At 72.3% G+C, this 20202-nt stretch carries 14 protein-coding genes and 1 pseudogene; 9 read left to right on the top strand and 6 right to left on the bottom strand.

Annotation, left to right across the window (positions count from 1 at the left end; genetic code table 11):
* Positions 1-125 precede the first annotated feature (125 nt).
* Positions 126-734 (top strand): TetR/AcrR family transcriptional regulator, encoded by a 609-nt coding sequence (locus tag AC3IYJ_RS03695; protein WP_489399900.1) that lies wholly within the window; start codon positions 126-128, stop codon positions 732-734.
* Positions 735-780: 46 nt separating this feature from the next.
* Here the strand turns inward: AC3IYJ_RS03695 and AC3IYJ_RS03690 are convergent, their stop codons facing one another.
* From AC3IYJ_RS03690 to AC3IYJ_RS03680, 3 genes are all read right to left on the bottom strand, one after another.
* Positions 781-1509 (bottom strand): SOS response-associated peptidase, encoded by a 729-nt coding sequence (locus AC3IYJ_RS03690; protein ID WP_489399899.1) that lies wholly within the window; start codon positions 1507-1509, stop codon positions 781-783.
* A gap of 91 nt (positions 1510-1600) precedes the next feature.
* Positions 1601-4618, bottom strand: a complete 3018-nt coding sequence (locus tag AC3IYJ_RS03685; protein WP_489399898.1) for an SGNH hydrolase domain-containing protein — start codon at positions 4616-4618, stop codon at positions 1601-1603.
* 14 nt (positions 4619-4632) lie between these two features.
* On the bottom strand, positions 4633-6342 hold the full coding sequence (locus AC3IYJ_RS03680; RefSeq protein WP_489399897.1) for a glycosyltransferase family 2 protein: 1710 nt from the start codon (positions 6340-6342) through the stop codon (positions 4633-4635).
* 336 nt (positions 6343-6678) lie between these two features.
* Here AC3IYJ_RS03680 and AC3IYJ_RS03675 point away from each other — a divergent pair, with 336 nt between their 5' ends.
* Both AC3IYJ_RS03675 and AC3IYJ_RS03670 read left to right on the top strand, forming a co-directional pair.
* Positions 6679-7920: a 2-isopropylmalate synthase gene (locus AC3IYJ_RS03675; RefSeq protein WP_489399896.1), complete on the top strand. Its 1242-nt coding sequence runs from the start codon at positions 6679-6681 to the stop codon at positions 7918-7920.
* A 35-nt stretch (positions 7921-7955) separates the two neighbouring features.
* Entirely contained in the window at positions 7956-8618 is a 663-nt protein-coding gene (locus AC3IYJ_RS03670; protein WP_489399895.1) for a hypothetical protein, read from the top strand.
* A gap of 119 nt (positions 8619-8737) precedes the next feature.
* Here AC3IYJ_RS03670 and AC3IYJ_RS03665 read toward each other — a convergent pair.
* From AC3IYJ_RS03665 to AC3IYJ_RS03655, 3 genes and pseudogenes are all read right to left on the bottom strand, one after another.
* Positions 8738-8986: pseudogene (locus AC3IYJ_RS03665) on the bottom strand (oleate hydratase); the annotation flags it as partial.
* Positions 8987-9120: 134 nt separating this feature from the next.
* Positions 9121-9591 (bottom strand): flavodoxin family protein, encoded by a 471-nt coding sequence (locus tag AC3IYJ_RS03660; protein ID WP_489399894.1) that lies wholly within the window; start codon positions 9589-9591, stop codon positions 9121-9123.
* Between the two features lie 130 nt (positions 9592-9721).
* Positions 9722-12307 (bottom strand): collagenase, encoded by a 2586-nt coding sequence (locus AC3IYJ_RS03655; RefSeq protein WP_489399893.1) that lies wholly within the window; start codon positions 12305-12307, stop codon positions 9722-9724.
* A 349-nt stretch (positions 12308-12656) separates the two neighbouring features.
* Between AC3IYJ_RS03655 and AC3IYJ_RS03650 the strand changes: the two genes are divergently transcribed.
* From AC3IYJ_RS03650 to AC3IYJ_RS03625, 6 genes are all read left to right on the top strand, one after another.
* On the top strand, positions 12657-13859 hold the full coding sequence (locus tag AC3IYJ_RS03650; protein WP_489399892.1) for a serine hydrolase domain-containing protein: 1203 nt from the start codon (positions 12657-12659) through the stop codon (positions 13857-13859).
* Positions 13860-14001: 142 nt separating this feature from the next.
* Positions 14002-15321: an MFS transporter gene (locus AC3IYJ_RS03645; protein WP_489399891.1), complete on the top strand. Its 1320-nt coding sequence runs from the start codon at positions 14002-14004 to the stop codon at positions 15319-15321.
* A gap of 5 nt (positions 15322-15326) precedes the next feature.
* Complete coding sequence (locus tag AC3IYJ_RS03640; RefSeq protein WP_489402676.1) at positions 15327-16529, top strand: anhydro-N-acetylmuramic acid kinase; 1203 nt, start codon at positions 15327-15329, stop codon at positions 16527-16529.
* 128 nt (positions 16530-16657) lie between these two features.
* The gene (locus tag AC3IYJ_RS03635) at positions 16658-18334 is read left to right on the top strand and encodes an NAD(P)/FAD-dependent oxidoreductase (RefSeq protein ID WP_489399890.1); all 1677 of its coding nucleotides are present in this window, start codon (positions 16658-16660) and stop codon (positions 18332-18334) included.
* Positions 18331-19818: an ATP-binding protein gene (locus AC3IYJ_RS03630; protein ID WP_489399889.1), complete on the top strand. Its 1488-nt coding sequence runs from the start codon at positions 18331-18333 to the stop codon at positions 19816-19818. The genes AC3IYJ_RS03635 and AC3IYJ_RS03630 overlap by 4 nt, the downstream gene beginning before the upstream one ends.
* The gene (locus AC3IYJ_RS03625; protein WP_489399888.1) at positions 19815-20168 is read left to right on the top strand and encodes a UBP-type zinc finger domain-containing protein; all 354 of its coding nucleotides are present in this window, start codon (positions 19815-19817) and stop codon (positions 20166-20168) included. The genes AC3IYJ_RS03630 and AC3IYJ_RS03625 overlap by 4 nt, the downstream gene beginning before the upstream one ends.
* Positions 20169-20202: the final 34 nt, after the last annotated feature.

Here is a 20202-nt window from a genome sequence, read left to right as displayed (position 1 = left end):
CCGCAGAGGGGTGGAGGGTGGCGCGGTTTGTTAAACGCAGATTTAAGACCGGGTGTCCTGGACCGTCAAGAGCCGGATCGTTATTGTTAAAGCCAGATATAGAGAGAACCTCTGGGAGGGGTGGCGTGGCGGCCAGGAAGGGCAGCAGCAAGGAGAACCGCCGGGCGGAGCTGGGCAAGGCCGTCGAGCGCGCCGTAGTGGCACGCGGGCTGGAGGGCCTGCGGCTGCGCGACGTCGCGGAGGAGGCGGGCGTCACGCCCGCCGCGGTGCTGTACTACGGGGATCTGGACGCCCTCGTCCACGCGACGTACCAGCAGGCCATCGAGCGCTACAGCCAGGACCGCGAAGAGGCCGCGGACCGCTTCGAGGACGCCCGCGACAAACTGCGGGCCTGCATCGACAACGGCGTCGCCGGCGGCCCCGACGACGCGCTGACCCGACTGCTCTTCGAGTACTGGCCGCGCTGCCTGCGCGACGCGAGGGCGGCGGCGCTGGACAGCGCGCTGACGGAACGCCAGATCGCGGTGTACTCGGGCATCCTGGTCCTCGGCCAGGCCCAGGGCCACTTCGCACTCCAGGACCCGCCCCGGCTGCTCGCCGCGAACTTCGTCGCCATGGAGGACGGCTACCAGATGGAGGTCCTGGCCGGGCGCCGCACCCCTGCGGAAGTCGTCGCCGCCCTGCGCTCGTACGCCCGCGCCGTCACCGGCCACGACCTGTCCCAGGGCACCTGACCCGGGGGCCCTGGCCCGGTCCTACGGTGCTGCGGACGAGGTTGCGTCAGGTGCCGGGGGCGACCAGGTGGGGGCCGTTGTTGCGGACGCTGTTGACGGCCGTGGAGACGGCGGTCACCGCCAGGCGGCCGTCGGCGGGGGTGTGGAGGAGGGCGCGCAGGCCCGTCGCGTTCTGGTGGGCGGGGTCGAGCCAGGCCTCGTAGTCGCCCGGGTCGAGGGCCAGCGGCATCCGCGGGTGGATGCGGCCGGCCGCGTCGGTGGCCTCGGTGGTGATGATCGTGGCCGTGGTGAGCCAGGCCTCCGGGTCGTCCGCGTCGGCGACCGCGGGGTCGCGCCAGAACTCGTACAGCCCGGCCATGGCCATGACGGATCCGGACTCGGGGCGGATGAAGTAGGGCTGTTTGAACGCCTTGGCCGACCCGGTGGCCGGCACGGCGACCCACTCGTAGAAGCCGTCCGCGGGAAGCAGGCACCGCCGCTTGGCCAGGGCCCGCCGGTAGGCCGGCTTCTCGTGGACGGTCTCCACCCTCGCGTTGATCATCCGTGATCCCACGGCGGGGTCCTTGGCCCAGGAGGGCACCAGACCCCATCGCACCGGGCGGAGCTGCCGCAGGACCTCTCCGGTGTCCTTCGCGGCGCGTTCCAGTACCGCCCACACCTCGTCGGTGGGGGCGACGTTCCACGAGGGCCCGATGGCCCGACCGGAGTCGAGCCGGGCGTCGAAGAGGCCCGCGAGGTCTTCCGGTGCCCGGGACGAGGCGTATCGGCCGCACATGCCCACCACTGTCCCACCCTTCCCCGCGGATCCGGCAGAGCCGGGCCGAGTCGTGCCCGACCGGAGAAGGATGGGACCGTGACGTCCGGACCTAGGAGGGCCGGGCCCGGGTGGAGACCGTGACGCTGTCCACGCGCATCGGGTGGCCCGGTTCGGTGTCCGGGCCCGGGGCGGCGCCGTCGGCGAGGGGGAGGCCGCCGCCGATGGCCACGTTGAGGATCAGGAACAGTCCGTGGTCCACCGCCCGCTTCCAGGCGTCCGGGTCCATCGCCGAGGCCGCCACCCGGTGGTGCACCCGGCCGTCCAGGTACCAGCGCACCTCCTCGCCGCCGGGGGAGAGGTCCACCTCGACGGCGTACGAGTGGAACCGCGAGCGGCAGTCCTCGCACGGCCGGGGCCCCGAGCCCAGCCCCGCCGGCTCCTTGCACGGGCCGCCTTCGAGGATCCCGCAGTGCAGGGTGGCGTATACGCTGTCCCGCCCGTTGACGGACTCCATCACGTCGAGCTCCCCGACGCCCGGCCAGCCGGTGTACCCCTCGCGCAACGGAGCCCCGAGGGTCCAGAACGCCGGCCAGTAGCCCGCCGCCTTCGCGCCGGTCACCTCGGGCAGGGCGATCGAGGCCTCGATGCGCAGGGTGCCGCCGGGGGGCGGCGCGAAGTCGGAGCGCCTGGTCTCGATGCGCCCGGACCGCCACCGGCCGTCGGTGCGGGTGGGGACGATCTCCAGGACCCCCTTGCCGTCGAGGCGGACGTTCTCGGTCGAGTCGGTCATCGTCTCGATCTCGCCCGTGCCCCACTGGGGCGCGGGGCACCCCGGGTAGCAAGTGCCGGTGTCGTGGATCCAGTTGGTTGCGGAGGGGCTGCTGCCCGCGGGGCCGTCGAAGTCCTCGCGCAGCAGCTCGGTCCACCCGGCCGCCCCCGGTGCCCCGGCCGCGGCCACGGCGGGCAGGGCCCCGGATTGCGTGAGCAGCCGCTCCAGCCGGGGGGTCAGGACCACGACCGCGACATTGGTCAGGTGGGCGTCGTCCCGGTAGAGCAGGATGCGGTCCAGTACGGCCGGGCAGCTCGGGCCGTCCCCCGGGCACAGGACCTCGTTCACGCCGACCGCGCGTACGCCGGGCAGCGCGCCGGAGGCGATCCGCCGGGCCAGCGGATCGGGCTGCTGGGCGTTGCCGCGGCTGAACGCGCAGGCGTCGGGGACCTCGGGGCTGCCGGAGACGCACGCGGGGACGTCCGCGCCGGGTACGGGGGTGTCCTCGATGTAGACGATCGGCGCGCCGATCGCCCGCAGCGGTTCGAGGGTCTTCTCCCAGGCCGCCGACAGGAGTTGGGAGTCGGAGGTGTAGCGGTTGAGGGAGGAGATCACGATGAGCCGGGGCTTCGGCTGCTTGCGCAGCCGGTCCAGGGTGTCGGCCCGCCAGGTGTCGCACTCCCGGTAGGCGCGGCCGAGCTGCGGGCTGTCCACGGCCAGTTGGGGCAGCGGGCAGCCCTGCTTGACCAACTCCTGCAGGGCCCAGCCGCGTTGTGAGGCCATGGCGAGCATCGCGGAGAACCACTGGCCCGCGTGCGAGTCGCCGAGCAGCACGATCCGGTCCGGGCTGTCCACCGCGCCGAACAGGCAGTCCGGGCTGCGGGTCACCGCCGGGGCCACCTCGCAGTCACCGTCCGGCGGGAAGTCCTTGCGCGCCTGGGCGGGCCCGGGGACCACGGGGCCGTCCTGGAGCGGCGCCGCGTCCGTCCGGGCGAGCAGGTGGGGGCCGGAGGCGGCGCCCGGGGGCAGGCCGCTGAGCCGGACCGGCGCGGCCGGACCTAGCAGGTTCAGGGTCGCGGTGCCCACCACGAGGGCGAGCACGACGGGCAGTACGACGGCGGTGACGCCCACCGACAGCCCGCGGCGCGGGAGTTCGGAGACGGTGCGGCTGCGGCGCAGCGGTCGCTCGACCCAGCGCATGGTGGCGTAGGCCGGCAGTGCGGCGCCCAGCGTGAGCGCCGCCTTCACGGGCCAGCCCAGCGAGCCGAACCGGGCCTCGGCCAGCACGAGCACCGGCCAGTGCCACAGGTACAGGTTGTAGGAGAGCCGCCCCACCGCCCGGGACGCCCGCCCCGCCAGCAGCCGGCCGACCCCGAGGGCGCCGATCGCGGTGCGCTCGCCCCGGCCGGGTATCGCGGCGAGGATCACGGCGCCGGTGGCCAGGGTCGGCACCAGGGCCGCACAGCCGGGATAGGGGGTGGAGGCGTCGTACGAGACCACGCACCACACGATCGCCGCGCCCCCGGCCCAGCCGCACAGCAGCCGCAGCGGGCGGGGTCCGCGCATGAGGTGCCAGGGCAGCAGGGCCAGCAGCGCGCCGATGCCGAACTGCCAGACGCGCGAGGGCGTCGCGAGGTAGGCGAGCGAGGCGGAATGCTCCGTCCACCGCAGCGACAGCGCGAACGACCCCAGCGTCAGCGGTACGGCGGCGAGGCACACGGCGGAGCGCACGGCGCGGCCGCGGCGCACCGACCGGGTCACCCCGAGCACGATCAGGGCGAGCAGGGGTGCCCAGAGGAGGTAGAACTGCTCCTCGACGGCCAGGGACCAGAAGTGCAGCAGCGGGCTCTGGTCGTGCCCGGCGGCGAGGTAGTCGGTCCGCTGGGCGACGAAGCGCCAGTTGGCGGCGGAGAGCGCCGCCGCGACCACGTCGTGCTCCAGGTCGGCACGGCGCAGCGGGACGGCCAGCCAGGCCCCGGCCAGGGCCACCGCGGCGAGCACGACGGCGGCGGAGGGCAGGAGCCTTCGGGCCCGCCGGGAGAAGAAGTCCAGGAGCCGGATCCGGCCGGTGGTGACCGCCTCCCGGACGAGGAGGCCGGTGATGAGGTAGCCGGAGACGACGAAGAACACGTCCACGCCGACGAAGCCGCCCGCGAGCCCGGGAACCCCGGCGTGGAAGGCGAGGACCGCGAGAACGGCGAGGGCGCGCAGCCCCTCGATGTCGGGGCGGAAGGCGGACCGGTGCGGGCTGGGTCCCGACTCGCCGCCGGGGCGCGACGGGGACGCCGGGGGACCCGGCGGTGGCTCGGCGGCGCGCCGGTGGTCGCGGTGCGCGCCGGGTGCCAGGGGGAACGGCATGGTGGTGAAGCCTTTCAACTCAGCCAGGGAAGCATCGGGTTGACCCACCCGGATGCCACCAGGCCGGTGAGCAGGAGGACCGCCGAGGCGGCGAGGGTTTCGGGCCAGCGGCGGGGCAGCACGCCGGAGCGGGCCGACGCGAAGGCCCGTACGGGACCGCGCCGGCGGGCGGTGACCGGCGCCGGGGCGGTGGCGGCCGGAGCCGGGCGCAGCTCGGAGATCAGGTCGCGGATCAGCGGGCCGTTGATCTGGCACTGCACCAGGAAGTACAGGAGCAGGCCCCAGTTGGGCTCCCAGCCGTTGCGGGCCACGGCCCGCGCGAGGCCCGCGGCGGCGGCGCCGTTGGACAGGACGAGCCAGAGCAGCGAGACGCCGATCACCCGGCGGGCCATCCCGCCGGAGGAGGACGGGCCCCGGGCGCCGGTGGGCACCCAGTCGGCGCTGCGGCCGCGCAGGGTGTGCAGGAAGGCGGTGGCGGCGGCGACGCTCGTGAGGACGTTCGCCCGGATGACCTCCACCCGCCAGCGCGTCCGGCTGATCCGCGGCAGCAGCACGTGCCAGAGCCACAGCGGGGCGAGCAGCGGCAGGACGTGCCAGGGCCGGATGTGGTCCGGGTACCAGAACATCATCACCAGGGGCGGCAGCGGCGCCGCGAAGGTGTTCACGGCGGCGGCCAGGTAGCCGACGACGCCCTCGTAGAAGCACAGCCTCATCCGCCAGGGCGCGCCCATCCGCCGCAGTACGGGGGTGCCGATCAGGTGGAGGTTGCCCATCGCCCACCGGTACTGCTGGTTGACGAAGGAGGTGACCTGGTCGGGGGAGGTCCCCTTGGCGACCAGCACCGGTACGTACAGGGTGCGGAAGCCCTGTTCGTGGAGGGCGAGGCCGGTGTACAGGTCCTCGCTGTGGTCGAGGCGGGCGAAGCCGCCCGCCAGGTCGATGGCGCTGCGCCGGTAGACGGCGTTGCTGCCGCAGCAGATGGCGGCGTCGCTGGCATCCCTGGACGGCTGGATCCAGCGGAAGAACCACTCCTGCGCGGAGCCGGCGGCCCGCTGGATCCAGCCCATGGTCTCGTCGGTGTCGAAGCACTGCGGGCTCTGCACGATGCCGACGGCCGGGTCGGCGAGGTAGGGGACGAGATGGCGCAGGAAATCGGTCCGGGGTGCGAAATCGGCGTCGAGGATGGCGATGAACTCGGCGTCGCTCAGCGTCAGCGCGTGGTTGAGGTTGCCGGCCTTCTTCAGGTGCCCCCGGTCGGGGCGCACGACGTACTCGTACCCGTACGAGGCGGCCAGCGCGGCGACTTCGGGCCGGTCGGCGTCGTCCAGCACCCAAGTGGTCAGTGCGTCGGGCCAGTCGACGTCCGCCACCGCGCGGTAGGCGTTGGCCAGGACGGGCAGCGGTTCTCCGCAGGTCGGCAAGTACAGGTCCACGCGCGGCAGTCGGGCGGGCTGCCAGGCGCGTACGAGGACCTCGTGCGAGGGCCGGGTCAGCCGGCGCTGGCGCAGGCTGTTGACCGAGGAGAGGGTGAGGGCGACGACGTTGAGGCCCAGGACGGCGAGGAAGGCCCACAGGGCCGGGGTGCGCAGGGCGAAGGTGAACATGGTCGCCGCGGTGAAGACGAAGGCGAGCGAGGTACTGATGAGGACCCAGCGCCGTTGCGGGCCGAAGTACCAGTAGAGCTCTTCGTCGGAAGGAGGTTGCGGAAGGTGATACAAGGTCATAAAGCCCCCCACGGCTGTTTATGCGCCCGTTTCAGGTGGCCACCATAGCGTCAAAGGTATAGACCATTTGTTGCGGGACGATCAACAAGCCGAATGAGACACGGGATTGGCGCGTCTCAGGTGGTCCAGACCTTTGGAGGTCCATTCGAGCGCCAGTACCCCGTCGTGCCGGGGAGGCGCAGGTCACGCGCGGATGAACAGGCCCCAAAGACTTGCGTGGCCGGGACACTTTTCTCGGCTTCGCCGCGCGCACCCCGGCGCCGCCGTACGATCCACCTGGGCGGACCGTCGCGGAGAGCGACGGTCAACTAACCGGCGGGAACAGGAGCTTGGGGGGTGTCCGCAGTGGACGTGGTACGGGAGTCGGCCGGAGCCGGACGGGTCGTCCTCTTCGAGGAGTCGGCACGGGACGGGGCCCAGGCGAAGACCCTGATGAGCGCGGACTTCCGGGTCGCGCTCGCCCGCGAGCAGGGAGCGGTGTTCGGGGCCGACGGCCCCCGGCACGTGGTGTTCGCCGCCGGATTCCCCTCCGTGTGCGGGCAGGAGTACGAGGCGACCCGGCAGGTCGCACTGGAGGCACAGGGATCGGTCAGTCCGTCCGCGATCTGCCGGGGCACGGTGCAGGACGTACGCCTCGCGCTCGGCGCGGTACGAGGTGCGGCGCACGGGCGGATCATGGTGATCGTGGCCGCTTCGGAAGCCACCGCCCGCGCCCTCGTGCACAGCGACGCCCGGACGGCCCTGGAGCGCGGCCTGGACGTGGTCGAGGAGGCCGTGGACCGCGCGGACGGCACGGCGGTGGACGTCTGCCTGGTGGACGCTCCCCGCGCGGACCACGCCCTGGTGGCCGAGTACGCCGGCCTGATGACGGCGCAGGGCGCGGCCACGATCGTGCTGGCCGACACCGTCGGCGACCTGCTGCCCGGCCAGACCCGGGCGCTCTTCCAACGGGTCGCCGCCGACGCGGGACAGGAGACCGTCCTGGTCTCCCACCTCCACAACGACCTCGGCCTAGGCCTGGCCAACACCCTGGCCGCACTCGAGAGCGGAGCACGGGTCGCGGCCTGTTCGTGGCTGGGCATGGCCGAGCGCAGCGGAATGGTCGCCACGGAACAACTGCTCTTCCTCCTCGGGCACGACCGGAACAAGGCCGCACAGGTACTGGGCCCCGACTGCGAGCCGTGGTGGACACCGCCCGACCTGACGCGGCTGCCCGGCATCGCCCGGATGGTGTCCGAGGAGACCGGGGTGCCCCTCACCGTCACCACCCCCATCGTGGGCACCGGAGTCGCCACGATCTCCACCGGCACCCCCTTCACGCACCCGGGCACCTTCCAGCCCTACGACCCCCAAAGCCTCCTCGGCCTCGCACCGACCGTGGTCCTGACCCACCTCGCCAGCCGTCGCGTACTGCTCGCCGTCGCCGAGCGCCTGGGACACGGGCTGGACGCGGACCAGACCGGCCGGGCCCTGGCCTGGGTCAAGGACCGCGCCTACCGCCTCAACCAGGCCGTAGTCCCCGACCAGGACTTCGCCGACTACCTCCGAGGCCTGACGGCCAACACGCCCGCACCCTGACGGCCGCCACACCCGCACCCTGAACGGAACCTCCCATGCCGGACACCCCTCTCGCCCTCGGCGCCGCCGTCCACGCACTGCGGGCCGGAGAGGCCGCCATCCTGCCCAACCCCAGCCCCCTCACCTACGTGGTCACCGCCACCACCCCCCGGGCCGTCAACACGGCCAAGGGCCGTCCCACCGACCAGGACGTCGCCCTGTGGGTCCACGACGACACCACCTGGAGCGACCTCGGCCCGCACCTCGACCTGGCGCCCGACGCCCTGCACACCGCCTTCGTCCTGCTGCGCGAGGAACTGGTCACGCTCCTGGTGCCCGTACGCGCGGACGCCGCGCCCTCCGCCTGGACCGCACCGGCCCTGCGCGCCGGCCACCTCCTGCTCTTCGGCGCGCACTGGCAGCCGCTCTCCGGGCTGCTGACCCGCTTCCCGCACCTCTACGTCAGCAGCGCCAACCGGACGGGACAGCCCCCGGCGGCCACCGCGGCCGGGGCCGGCGAGATGTTCGGGCCCGGCGTCACCGTCGTCGACGCCGACGCGCTGCGCCACCCCGACGCCGCCCACGCGGCCACCACCATGCTGCGCATCGGCCCGGCCGGAGAGCTGACCCACGTCCGCCACGGAGCCCAGGACCGGGCCCACGGCCCCGACCCGGAGGCGTACCTCGCGCACCTGTCGCGCGACGGACGCCCCGCCTGAAGGCCGGCCCGGCGCGCCACCGATCAGGCGTCCACCTCGGGAATGAGGTTGTAGCGGTTCAACAGCTCGCCGATCTCGGTCGACCGTCCAACTCAGCAGCCAGCCGGAGTCCCGGACCGTCACGATGCCTCCCCGTCGTCGGAGTTCTCGGTGAGCGAGCCGATCGTCGTGAAGACGAGGTCGCCGGGGCCGAGGTCGACCCCGCCCGGCTCGCCCGCGCGGAGCCACTCGATGCGCGTGGCCTGCTTGCGCTCCCCGGTGATGTCGAAGCGGACGTCGGTGACTTCGGTCTCGAAGCACAGCGTCACACCCTGGTCGGTCAGCCACCGGGTCAGCGGGAGCACCATCGACTCGTACTGGTTGTAGGTGGTTTCCGCTGCTGTAGTACACCGCTACCCCTATCGTGCCGCTGACGGGGGACGGGACCGTCCTAGCGCAATGTCCGCCATGCACGCCCCCGCCGCACACCCGGTGCCCCCGTTGGAGTGATGCGGCGGTTCGGTCAGGGCCGTGCCCCCGCCCCGTCGCGCAGGCGCTCCGCGAAGGCCCGGGCGGCGGCGAGGTCGTCCGGGTTCGGCCGCTGCTTGTTGATGCCGCCGACGAGCTTGAAGGGGGCCCAGCTGTCGAACGCCCGGCAGGAGAAGCTCCCGGCCACCGCGAAGCCCTTGGCTTCGAGGAGGCGGACCAGCGGTCGGGTGAAGGGCGCGAACGGCAGCTCGGGGAGCCCGCTGGTGGCGAACACGAACGCCCGGCCCCGCCCGGCGGGCAGCGCCTCGACGGCGGCGGTCAGGCGGGGGTGGAGCCTGCCGTGGAAGACGCCCGAGCCGAATCCCAGCAGGTCGGCTCCGGCCAGCTCCTCCGGGTCGGCCTGCTCGGGGGCGACGACCCGCGCACCCAGTACCCGGCCCATGGTGTCGGCGACACGACGCGTATTGCCGTGCGACACGGAGGCGCAGACGATGACGGCCTTCATCTTGACGGTTCCTTCCCTCGGATCTCCAGCTTCCACAGAGAGGACCGAGCGGGGCCGCCGAATGTGACACCGGGCCGGCCCCCACCCCTCCGGAGGGGGACGGGGGCCGGCAACGGGGTCGGGTTCGGGCTCAGAACCGGGTGGAGACGGTGGTGTTGGCGAAGTCCTGGGCGGCGTAGAGGCTGATGTAGACGTAGCCGGTCGGGGGGTTGTCGATGGTGAGGGTCTCGGTGTTGCCCTTCCGTACCGAGCGGGCGGTGTAGTTGGCGGTGGTGGCCCAGTTGGTGGGGCTGTAGTAGAGGTCCGCGTTGCCGGCGCCGCCCGACACGGAGATCTTGAGGGAGGCCGTGCCGGCCGGGACGTTCAGGTAGAAGTAGCTGTAGTTGCCCGCCGTGGCCGAGACGTTGGAACGGCGGCAGTTGTCGCCCAGCACCCGGACGTCGGTGTTGGTGCACTCGGCGGGCCCGGAGGACCCCACGGTGACCGCCTTGCTGATACTGGCGGTGGCGCCCTTGTTGTCCGTGACGGTGAGGGTCACGGTGTAGGTGCCGGCCGCGGCGTAGGTCCTGGCCGGGTTGGCGGCGGTGGAACCGGCGCCGCCGTCACCGAAGTTCCATGAACGGGAGACGATCGTGCCGTCCGCGTCCGTGGAGGCGTCGGTGAAGTTGACGGCCAGACCGTTCACCGCGCTGGTGAACCCGGCCACCGGGGCCTGGTTGCCCGGCGGCGTGGTGGTTCCCCCGCAGTCACCGGCGGCGCACCTGGCCAGCCAGGCCGCGAAGTCGGCGTCGTAGCGGGTGCCGATCGTGGAGGTCAGCAGGGTGCGGGCGGCGGCCCAGTTGCCGGTGCGGTATTGGCCGAGCAGCGTGGCCACGTCCTGCGGGTGCGACTGGAGCAGGTAGCGCACCGCCAGGTAGCCCCACTGGTAGACGCGGGTCTGGTCGGAGTTGTCGTAGGTGGTGTCGAACAGCGTGCTGAGCTTGTACGTGTTCTTGCCGGCCTCGGTGACCGCCCGGTCGTAGGTGACGTTGCGGTACGAGTACGAGATGTACTCCGCGAAGCCCTCGACCCACATCACGGTCGGGGTCGTCATGCCCAGGTCGAAGTCGCCGTACATGTCGAAGCGGCCGTCGAGGTAGTGGGTGTACTCGTGGTTGAGGTTCCAGATCTGGAACTCGGGCCGAACCCACTCCGCCTCGTAGGCGACGAACCGCGGCAGGTTCCCGGCGGCGGCCGGATCGCCCTCCAGGTACATGCCGCCGTTGTCGGTGCTGATGCCGAAGATGATTCCGGCGTACGTCTGGTAGTCGGTGCTGGAGTCGAACACGACCACTTCGATGGTGGTGTTGTTGTCGTTCGCGACCGCGCCGCCGACCTTGACCACGTTGTGGAAGAAGGCGTCCTGGTTGGCCAGGCTGGTGCAGGTGGCCGACAGTTCGGCGGCCGTCAGCTGCTGCGCGACGATCCGCAGGCTCGGGCTGCAGGTGTGATTGACCGTCAGGACCGCGGTACGGACCCGGTTCGGCAGGTCGCAGGTGGTGTAGTACGCGCAGTTGGCCGCGTCGTACGAGGAGGTCATCTCGGCCAGCGGCACCCAGAGGGAGGCGGTGCGGCCGGTGATCGAACCGCGGTCGAGGAGCTGCTTGACCAGCGGCCGTACGGTTCCCAGGAGCTCGGGGTGCTGGAGGAACCTGCCCAGTTCACGGCCAGCGTTGGCCGTCAGGTAGGCCTTGTCGGTGCCCAGCAGGCCGTCGTGGGCGACGGCGAAGTCGCGCAGCACGGTGAGGATGCTCGGGTCCGCCTGTACGGCGGGCAGGAACTCGGCGGTCTGGTGGCCGCGGAACAGGACGGTGTAGGCGTTGTTCACCGCGGCGACCATCGACCAGGAGCCGTCGTAGGAGGAGTCGTATCCGGTCAGCAGCCGCTTGACCACGCCGAGGTAGCGCGCGTTCTCCTGGGCGCTGTCGATCAGGACGACCGCCTCGGACAGGGTCTGTCCGTTGGCCTCGGTCACGTCCCGGGAGCGCGGCGAGGCGAAGAAGCCGTCCAGGGCGCCCTGGATCGAGCTCTTCAGGGCCGGGCCGTAGGTGCCGACGGTGGACGCGTTGTACCACTGCACGAAGTACCCGGCGCGCAGGAAGAGCACGAGCTGCCCGGTCGAAGTGCTGTTGTCGCCGGGGTACCCGGCGGAGGCGGAGCGCAGGGCGTCCGCCACGGAGACCATCTGCGCCTCGCGGAAGGCGGCCTTCGCGTCGGGGCCCTTGAGCTGGAACAGGGTGTTCACGCAGTCGAGGCCGGAAGCCTTGATCTGCTGGACCAGCGCACTGCCGGTCTTCGAGGTGAAGTCGGAGACGTTGCAGGCCGCGGCCAGGGCGCCGACACCGGCGCCCGCACCCGTACTGGGCGCCAACTTGGCTTTGGCTCCGTGCTGTTCGCTCTGCGCCAGGTCCTTGGCGGTGGCCCGGAGCGGGGCGCGCTCGGACAGGTCAGTGTTCGGCCGTGTCGCGTGCTCCGCTCTCAGGGCGGCGGCCGCGGCCGACTCGGTGGAGGGCTGCGGGGCGACGGCGCCCGGCTTCCAGGCAGGCGCGGGGGCGGCGGGCTTCGGCTCGCGCGCGAAGGCCTGGCCGGCGGGGGCGAGCAGGGTCAGGCCCAGGCAGCAGGCCAGCGCGGCTATGAGGGGCCGGACGCGGCCCTTCGTGGTGGGGGAACTTCGCATGGGGGGTGGGCCTCCGAGCCGGTCTGCCGCCGTGCTGGCAACACGGCGGACGTGGAGTAAGAGCCGTGCGGACAAGGGGAGTTGATGGGGATTCAACTCTGTCGTGTACACGTCTATGGCGTGTGCGATGTAACATGGCACACATCACATGGCTCTGGAAGACCTGGCGGAAGTTCTCGACATCCGAGTCGGTGTCAGACAGTGCTCGGCGGGGGCCCGCGATCAGCGGAAGGCGCCGGTCAGCGGCCCGCGGCGGGCCGGGGCGGATTTCCATCGGCTGCTGGAGCCGCGCTGGAGCCCACCGAATGCGCCGTGCGCACCGCCCGCACATACTGGCGGGGTGAGGCTCATGGGTACGGTCTTGCTCTGCATCGCCGGTCTGACGGGCGCGGCCCTTCCGGCCGGGACGGCCGCGGGCCAGGAACCCGCCGCGGCGGCCCCGGGGTCATGCGTCAGCTCGCCCGACCCCGTCGAGGGCGACGCCCGCGAGGTCCTCACCATCGCCCAGCAGGCACAGCGGGAGTTCGGACTGAACTCGGTGGTCCTGCGGGTCTCCTCCGACGGCCGGGAAGTCCTCACCACGGCACTCGGCGAATCGATGACCGGGGTCCCGGCCGAGCCGTCCATGCACTTCCGTACCGGGTCGGTGGCCATCGTCTACATGGGCGCCGTCCTGCTCCAACTCGTCGATCAGGGCAAGGCCTCACTCGACGACCCGGTGTCCCGCTGGCTGCCGGACGTGCCGCACGGCTCGGAGATCACCCTGCGGATGCTCGGCAGCTCCACCTCCGGCCTGCACGACTACGTCACCGACCCCGCGTTCGTGAAGGCGCTCGAAGCCGCACCGTTCCGCAAGTGGACTCCGGCCGAAGTCATCGGGATCGCGACGGCCAAGCCGCTGCTGTACAAGCCGGGGACCAACTGGAACTACTCCCACGCCAACTTCGCGATCCTCGGCGCCGCCCTCGAGAAGATCGGCGGCATGCCACTGGACCGACTGCTCGCCCAGCACGTGTACGAACCGCTCGGGCTGAGCCAGACCAGCAACCAGTACACGCCGCAGATCCCGGAACCCGTCCTGCACGCCTTCACCTCCGAGCGCGGCACCTACGAGGAGTCCACGTTCTGGAACCCCTCGTGGACCACCGCCCCCGGTGCGGTCCTCGTCCAGAACATCTGTGATCTGGACCGGTCCGCGCGTGCCATCGGGACCGGGGAACTGCTCTCCGCGCAGTCCTTCAGGACCCAGCTGGATCCGGGCACCGTGGGCCTCGGCCACGCGACGGCGTCCTGCCCGGCGAGCGTCTGCCTGCTGACCAATACCGCGGCCCACCACTTCGGCCTCGGCGTGATCGTTGTCGACGACTGGATCCTGACGAACCCGTCGTTCTCCGGCTACGCGGCCATACAGGCCTATCTGCCGGCCGAGAAGCTCGCGATCTCCGTCACCGTGACCAAGGGCCCCAAGAGCCCCGAGGGCAACTCGGCCCAGATCGTTGCCGAACGCATCTCCGCGGCCCTGGCCCCCGGACACGTGCTCAAGATGCGCTGAGGCGCGGTGGGGCGCTGAGGCGGGCCGGTCACGTCGGCGCCGGACAAGGCGGGGCGTCACGGACCGTACGGCAGATCGCGGACCGTACGGCAGATGGCGGAGGCGACTTGTGGCGCGGCCTTCCCGTCAGCACGCTGGCTCCATGCCCGCACCCGCCCCCGGTCCGCTCCGCTCTCCCGCGCCAGTCCGGCCGACCGCATCCCACCGGGCGCTGGTGGCCGGGTCCGTCGGCAATTTCATCGAGTGGTACGAGTTCGGCGTTTACGGATACTTCGCCACCGTCGTCGCGGCGCACTTCTTCACCCCCGAGGGCGGCAGCGCCGTGGCGGGCCTCGTCAAGACCTACGCGTCGTTCGCCCTCGCCTTCTTCTTCCGGCCGGTCGGTGCGGCCCTGTTCGGGCGGCTCGGCGACCGGATCGGCCGCCGGCCGACGCTCGTGCTGGTCATCTGTCTGATGACCGCCGCCACGACCCTCATCGGCGCCCTGCCGACGTACGCGTCCATCGGCGTCGCCGCCCCCTGCCTGCTGACGCTGCTGCGGATCGTCCAAGGACTCTCGGCGGGCGGGGAGTTCGGGGGAGCGGTGTCGGTCATGACGGAGTCCGCGCCACCGGGCCGCCGGGGGCTCTACGGGGCCTGGCAGTCCTTCACGGTGGCGCTCGGCCTGCTCGCGGGCGCGGGCACGGTCGTCCTGCTGGCGACCGTACTGACCGCCTCGCAGCTCGACGGATGGGGCTGGCGCCTGCCCTTCCTGCTGACGCTGCCGCTCGGACTCGCCGCGCTGTGCCTGCGGCTGGGCCTGGAGGAGACACCCGCCTTCGTGGCGGCCGTCAGCAGTGGGAGCGAACCCGTACGGAGACCGCCCGCCGGAGAAACGGTCAGGGCCGTCGCCCTGGGCGCCGGGCGGCTGATGGGGTGGTCGGCGGCCGGCTACACCTTCCTGGTGGTCCTGCCCTCCTACCTCCAGAGCACCCTGAACGCCTCCTTCCAGCAGGCGCTGGCGGCCACCGCCCTGGCCAACCTGGGCTTCGCGGCGTCGATCCTGCCGGCCGGCCTGCTGAGCGACCGGATCGGGCGCCGGACGGTGATGCTGTCCGGAGCGCTGCTGGTCGCGGTACTCGCCCTGCCGCTCCTGCACCTGGTGCAGGACACCGGCACGACGGTGTACGCGAAGGGGGCGGCCCTCTTCGCGGCAGGAGCGGCGGTCGGGCTGATGGCCGGACCCGGGCCCGCGATGTTGGCCGAGATGTTCCCGACCACCGTCCGCTACACCGGGCTCGGGCTGGCGTACGCACTGTCCAACGCCGTGTTCTCGGGCAGCGCCGGGCTGATCATCACCGAGCTCGTCCGGTGGACCGGGGACATCGACATTCCCGCCTACTACGCCGCCGCTGCCTGCGCGGTGAGCGCCGCCGCACTGGCGACGCTGCGAGGCGACGACCACGAGCGGGCGCTGAGGTGAGCGCCCTGCGGGTGGTCGGGCTGATGTCCGGCACCTCCTACGACGCCATCGACGCGGCGGCCGCCGACCTCGCCCTGGACGGGGACACGCTGGTCCTCACACCCCTGGGCATGATCAGCACGGCGTACGGGGACGAGCTCCGGGCGGAGCTCGCCCGGGCGCTGCCGCCCGCCGGAACGGATCTGGCCGCGGTGTGCCGGCTCGACACCCGCATCGGACAGGCCTTCGCCGCGGCCGCGGTCCGGGCCGATCTCGAACTGTGCGATGGGCGGGCCGACCTGATCGCCTCCCACGGACAGACCGTCTACCACTGGGCCGAGGCGGGCCGGGTGCACGGGACGCTCCAGATCGGCGAGCCGGCCTGGATCGCCGAGGCGACCGGCCGCCCCGTCGTCTCCGGATTCCGCACCCGCGACGTGGCCGCCGGCGGCCAGGGCGCACCCTTGGTCAGCATCGTCGACGTCATGTGGCTGCGGGGACGGCCGGGCGTGCCCGTGGCGCTCAACCTGGGCGGCATCGCGAACGTGACCGTGGTCCCGGGCGGCGCGGGCGGTGAACCCCTAGCCTTCGACACCGGTCCCGCCAACGCGCTGATCGACGCGGCGGTACGGGAGCTCGCCGGGCCCGACCCCGCGGGCGGGGAGCGCCGCATGGACGTGGACGGCGCGCTCGCCGCCCGGGGCACCGTGCACCCGCCGCTGCTGCGCAGACTGCTGGAGGAGCCGTACTACGCCCTGCCCGCGCCCAAGACCACGGGCAAGGAACTGTTCCACCTGCCCTATCTGCGTACGGCGCTGGACGGCTTCGGACCGCTGTCCACCGAGGACGTCCTCGCCACCCTGACCCGGCTCACCGCCCGGACCGTCGCCGACGCCCTGCGGCCCCTCGGGGCCACCGAGGTGATCGCATCGGGCGGGGGCACCCGCAACCCGGTGCTGATGCGCGGGCTGCGCGAGGAGCTCGGCGGCTGGGGCGCGGCCCTGCGGACCTCGCAGGAGCTCGGACTGCCACCGGGCACGAAGGAGGCGTACGCCTTCGCCGTCCTGGGCTGGCTCACCGCCCACGGCCTGCCGGGAACCGTCCCGTCCTGCACCGGCGCCCGGCACCCGGGCGTCCTCGGCTCGCTCACCCCCGGCGCCCGGGGACTGCGCCTGCCGCCGCCGCTGACGGTCCCACCCACCCGCCTGACCCTGCGCCCACCCGGCTAGGGGGTGCACCACGAGTCGGCGGCGTCCCGGAGCGAACCCGGACGATCGAACATACGATGGGCGGGAACCGGGCGCGGGCGGTTCGCCGTGCCGCGCCGCCAGTCCAGGCCACTCGGGGCGGGAGAGGTATGACAGAGGGCGCCGATACAGCGCGGACCGTGATCCTGACCGTGGACGACGACCCGGGAGTCTCCCGCGCCATCGCCCGAGACCTGCGACGACGCTACGGATCCGGGTACCGGATCGTGCGCGCCGAATCCGGCGAGTCCGCGCTGGAGGCCCTGCGCGAGCTGAAGCTGCGCGGCGACCTCGTCGCCGTGATCCTCGCCGACTACCGGATGCCGCAGATGAACGGCATCGAGTTCCTCGAACAGGCCCTGGCCGTGTACCCGGGCGCGCGACGCGTGCTGCTGACCGCGTACGCCGACACCAACGCGGCGATCGACGCGATCAACGTCGTCGACCTCGACCACTACCTCCTCAAGCCGTGGGACCCGCCGGAGGAGAAGCTCTACCCGGTCATCGACGACCTGCTGGCCGCCTGGCGCTCCAGCGACCACCGGCCCGTGCCCGCCACCAAGGTGATCGGCCACCACTGGTCGGCCCGCTCCTCGGCCGTCCGGGAGTTCCTGGCCCGCAACCAGGTGCCCTACCGCTGGTACTCCAGCGAGGAGCCGGAAGGGCAGCGACTGCTGCTGGCGGCCGGTGCCGACGGGCAGCGGCTGCCCGTGGTCATCGCCCCGGGCGGCGGCGTACTGATCGAGCCGGAAGCCCCCGAGCTGGCCGCACACGTGGGACTCGCGACCACGCCGACCGCCGAGTTCTACGACCTGATCGTGATCGGCGGCGGCCCGGCCGGGCTCGGCTCGGCCCTGTACGGGGCCTCCGAAGGGCTGCGTACGGTCCTGGTCGAGCGGTCGGCGACCGGCGGACAGGCCGGGCAGAGCTCCCGCATCGAGAACTACCTCGGATTCCCCGACGGCGTATCGGGCGCACAGCTCACGGACCGGGCCCGCCGCCAGGCCGGCCGGTTCGGCGCCGAGATCCTCACCGCCCGCGAGGTCACCGGGCTGGAGGTCAACGGCGCCGCGCGCGTGGTCCGCTTCTCCGACGGCTCGGCGATCGCCGCGCACAGCGTCATCCTGGCTACCGGCGTCTCCTACCGGCAGCTCCAGGCCGCGGGCTGCGAGGACCTGACCGGCTGCGGGGTGTACTACGGCTCCTCGCTCACCGAGGCCTCCTCCTGCCTGGAGCAGGACGTGTACATCGTGGGCGGCGCCAACTCCGCCGGACAGGCGGCCATGTACCTGTCGCGGGGCGCGAAGTCGGTGACGCTGCTGGTCCGCGGGGAGTCCCTGACCGCGTCGATGTCGCACTACCTGATCCAGCAGATCGAGGAGGCGCCGAACATCACGGTGCGCACCCGCACCGTCGTCGAGGCGGCGCACGGCAGCGGACACCTGGAGCAGCTCACGCTGCGGGACGTGGACACCGGCGCGAGCGAACTCGTCGACACCCAATGGATGTTCGTCTTCATCGGCGCGGCCCCGCTGACCGACTGGCTGGACGGTACGGTGCTGCGCGACGAACACGGCTTCATCCTGGCCGGCCCGGACCTCACCCCGGACGGCCGACCGCCCGCCGAGTGGGCCCTGGACCGTCCGCCCTACCACCTGGAGACCAACGTGCCCGGCGTGTTCGTGGCCGGCGACGCGCGCGCCCGGTCGGCGAAGCGCGTCGCCTCCGCCGTCGGAGAGGGAGCCATGGCAGTCATGCTCGTCCACCGGTACCTGGAGCAGTCGTGAGCGGGCGGGTCATGCCCTGCAGCCCGCAGGAGATCGCCTCGCTGTTCCTCTTCGAGAAGCTCTCCCCGGAGCAGCTCGGGCGGCTGTGCGCCGAAGGGCGCGTGGAGCGGTTCGACGCCGGTCCGGTCTACGCCGAGGGCGCCCCGGCGACCTGCTTCTACGTGATGATCGAGGGCACCGTCGTGCTGTCCCGCCGGGTCGGCGGCGACGACGTGGAGGTCGGCCGGACCTCGCAGCGCGGCGTGTACGCGGGGGCGATGCAGGCCTACCTGGGCGACCGGGTGCCCCAGACGTACAACAACTCGATGCGGGTGACCGAGTCGACTCGGTTCTTCGTGCTGCCCGCGCAATCGTTCGCGGACGTCATGCGGGAATGGTTCCCGATGGCCGCGCACCTGCTGGAAGGGCTCTTCTTCGGTTCGAGGAGCACCCAGCAGGCCATCGGACAGCGCGAACGGCTCCTCGCCCTCGGATCGCTGTCCGCCGGGCTCACCCACGAGCTCAACAACCCGGCCGCGGCGGCCGTCCGGGCCACCGCGACGCTGCGCGAACGGGTCGGCAAGATGCGGCACAAGCTGGCGCACATCTCCCAGGGCAACTACCCCCGCGAGGCGATCGCCGACCTCATCGAGATCCAGGAGCGCACGGTCGAACGCGTCGCGAAGGCGCCGGTGCTGAGCCCGCTGGAGGCCTCCGACCGGGAGGACGAACTCTCCGACTGGCTCGACGACCACGGGATCGCGGAGGGCTGGCGCATCGCACCGACGTTCGTCCAGGCCGGCCTGGACACGGACTGGCTGGACCAGGTGGCCGCGAAGGTGGCCGAGGACATCCTGCCGGGGGCCATCGGCTGGCTCAACTACACGGTGGAGACCGAGCTGTTGATGGACGAGATCGACGACTCCACCACCCGCATCTCGCACCTCGTGGACGCCGCGAAGCAGTACTCGCAGCTCGACCGCGCCCCGCACCGGGTCGTCGACGTCCACGAACTCCTCGACAGCACCCTGCTGATGCTCTCCGGCAAGATCGGTCGCGGGATCCGGGTCGTCAAGGAGTACGACCGCTCCGTGCCGGACGTGCCCGCCTACCCGGCGGAGCTCAACCAGGTGTGGACCAACCTCATCGACAACGCCGTCTTCGCCATCGGGAGCACGGGCGGCGAGGGCACGCTCACCGTCCGCACGGCCCGGGTGGGGGACCGGCTGCTGGTGGAGTTCCGGGATACCGGGCCCGGTATCCCGGCGGACATCCGCAGCCGCATCTTCGACCCCTTCTTCACCACCAAACCGGTCGGCGAGGGCACCGGGCTCGGCCTGGACATCTCCTGGCGGATCGTCGTCAGCAAGCACCACGGCAGCCTCCAGGTCGAGTCGGTGCCGGGCGACACCCGCTTCCAGGTCCTGCTGCCGCTGACCGCCCCGGAAACCGATGCCGAACCGGACGCCGAGCCGGGAACCGAGACCCACGAGGAGCCCGTATGACCGCCATCGACGGAGTCGACCCGAGCGTCCCGCCCAGCGGCACCGGCTGCACCGACTGCGACGCGGTGGGCGGCTGGTGGTTCCACCTGCGGCGCTGCGCCCAGTGCGGCCACGTCGGCTGCTGCGACTCCTCGCCCGCCCAGCACGCCACCGCCCACTGGAAGACCACGGGTCATCCGCTGGTGCAGAGCTACGAACCGGGCGAGGACTGGTTCTGGGACTACGCCGGCAACGAGCTGTACGAGGCCGGCCCCGAACTGACCCCGCCGTCCGAGCACCCGTCGGACCAGCCGGTCCCGGGCCCCACCGGCCGGGTGCCCGAGGACTGGACCCGACAGCTCCACCGCTGACGGGCGGCCCGGCGCCCGGCTCCGTCGGCCGCGG

Source organism: Streptomyces sp. GL_140 (assembly GCF_057834465.1).
The sequence above is the reverse complement of the archived record's forward strand: the minus strand, read 5'-3'. Positions and strand labels throughout refer to the sequence as shown.

What these genes read in the sequence shown, in the direction of transcription:
- AC3IYJ_RS03645 (WP_489399891.1), top strand. Translation starts at nt 14,002, where the DNA reads ATGCCCGCACCCGCCCCCGGTCCGCTCCGCTCTCCCGCGCCAGTCCGG.
- AC3IYJ_RS03680 (WP_489399897.1), bottom strand. Translation starts at nt 6,342, where the DNA reads ATGACCTTGTATCACCTTCCGCAACCTCCTTCCGACGAAGAGCTCTAC.
- AC3IYJ_RS03655 (WP_489399893.1), bottom strand. Translation starts at nt 12,307, where the DNA reads ATGCGAAGTTCCCCCACCACGAAGGGCCGCGTCCGGCCCCTCATAGCC.
- AC3IYJ_RS03650 (WP_489399892.1), top strand. Translation starts at nt 12,657, where the DNA reads ATGGGTACGGTCTTGCTCTGCATCGCCGGTCTGACGGGCGCGGCCCTT.
- AC3IYJ_RS03625 (WP_489399888.1), top strand. Translation starts at nt 19,815, where the DNA reads ATGACCGCCATCGACGGAGTCGACCCGAGCGTCCCGCCCAGCGGCACC.
- AC3IYJ_RS03670 (WP_489399895.1), top strand. Translation starts at nt 7,956, where the DNA reads ATGCCGGACACCCCTCTCGCCCTCGGCGCCGCCGTCCACGCACTGCGG.
- AC3IYJ_RS03685 (WP_489399898.1), bottom strand. Translation starts at nt 4,618, where the DNA reads ATGCCGTTCCCCCTGGCACCCGGCGCGCACCGCGACCACCGGCGCGCC.
- AC3IYJ_RS03690 (WP_489399899.1), bottom strand. Translation starts at nt 1,509, where the DNA reads ATGTGCGGCCGATACGCCTCGTCCCGGGCACCGGAAGACCTCGCGGGC.
- AC3IYJ_RS03660 (WP_489399894.1), bottom strand. Translation starts at nt 9,591, where the DNA reads ATGAAGGCCGTCATCGTCTGCGCCTCCGTGTCGCACGGCAATACGCGT.
- AC3IYJ_RS03635 (WP_489399890.1), top strand. Translation starts at nt 16,658, where the DNA reads ATGACAGAGGGCGCCGATACAGCGCGGACCGTGATCCTGACCGTGGAC.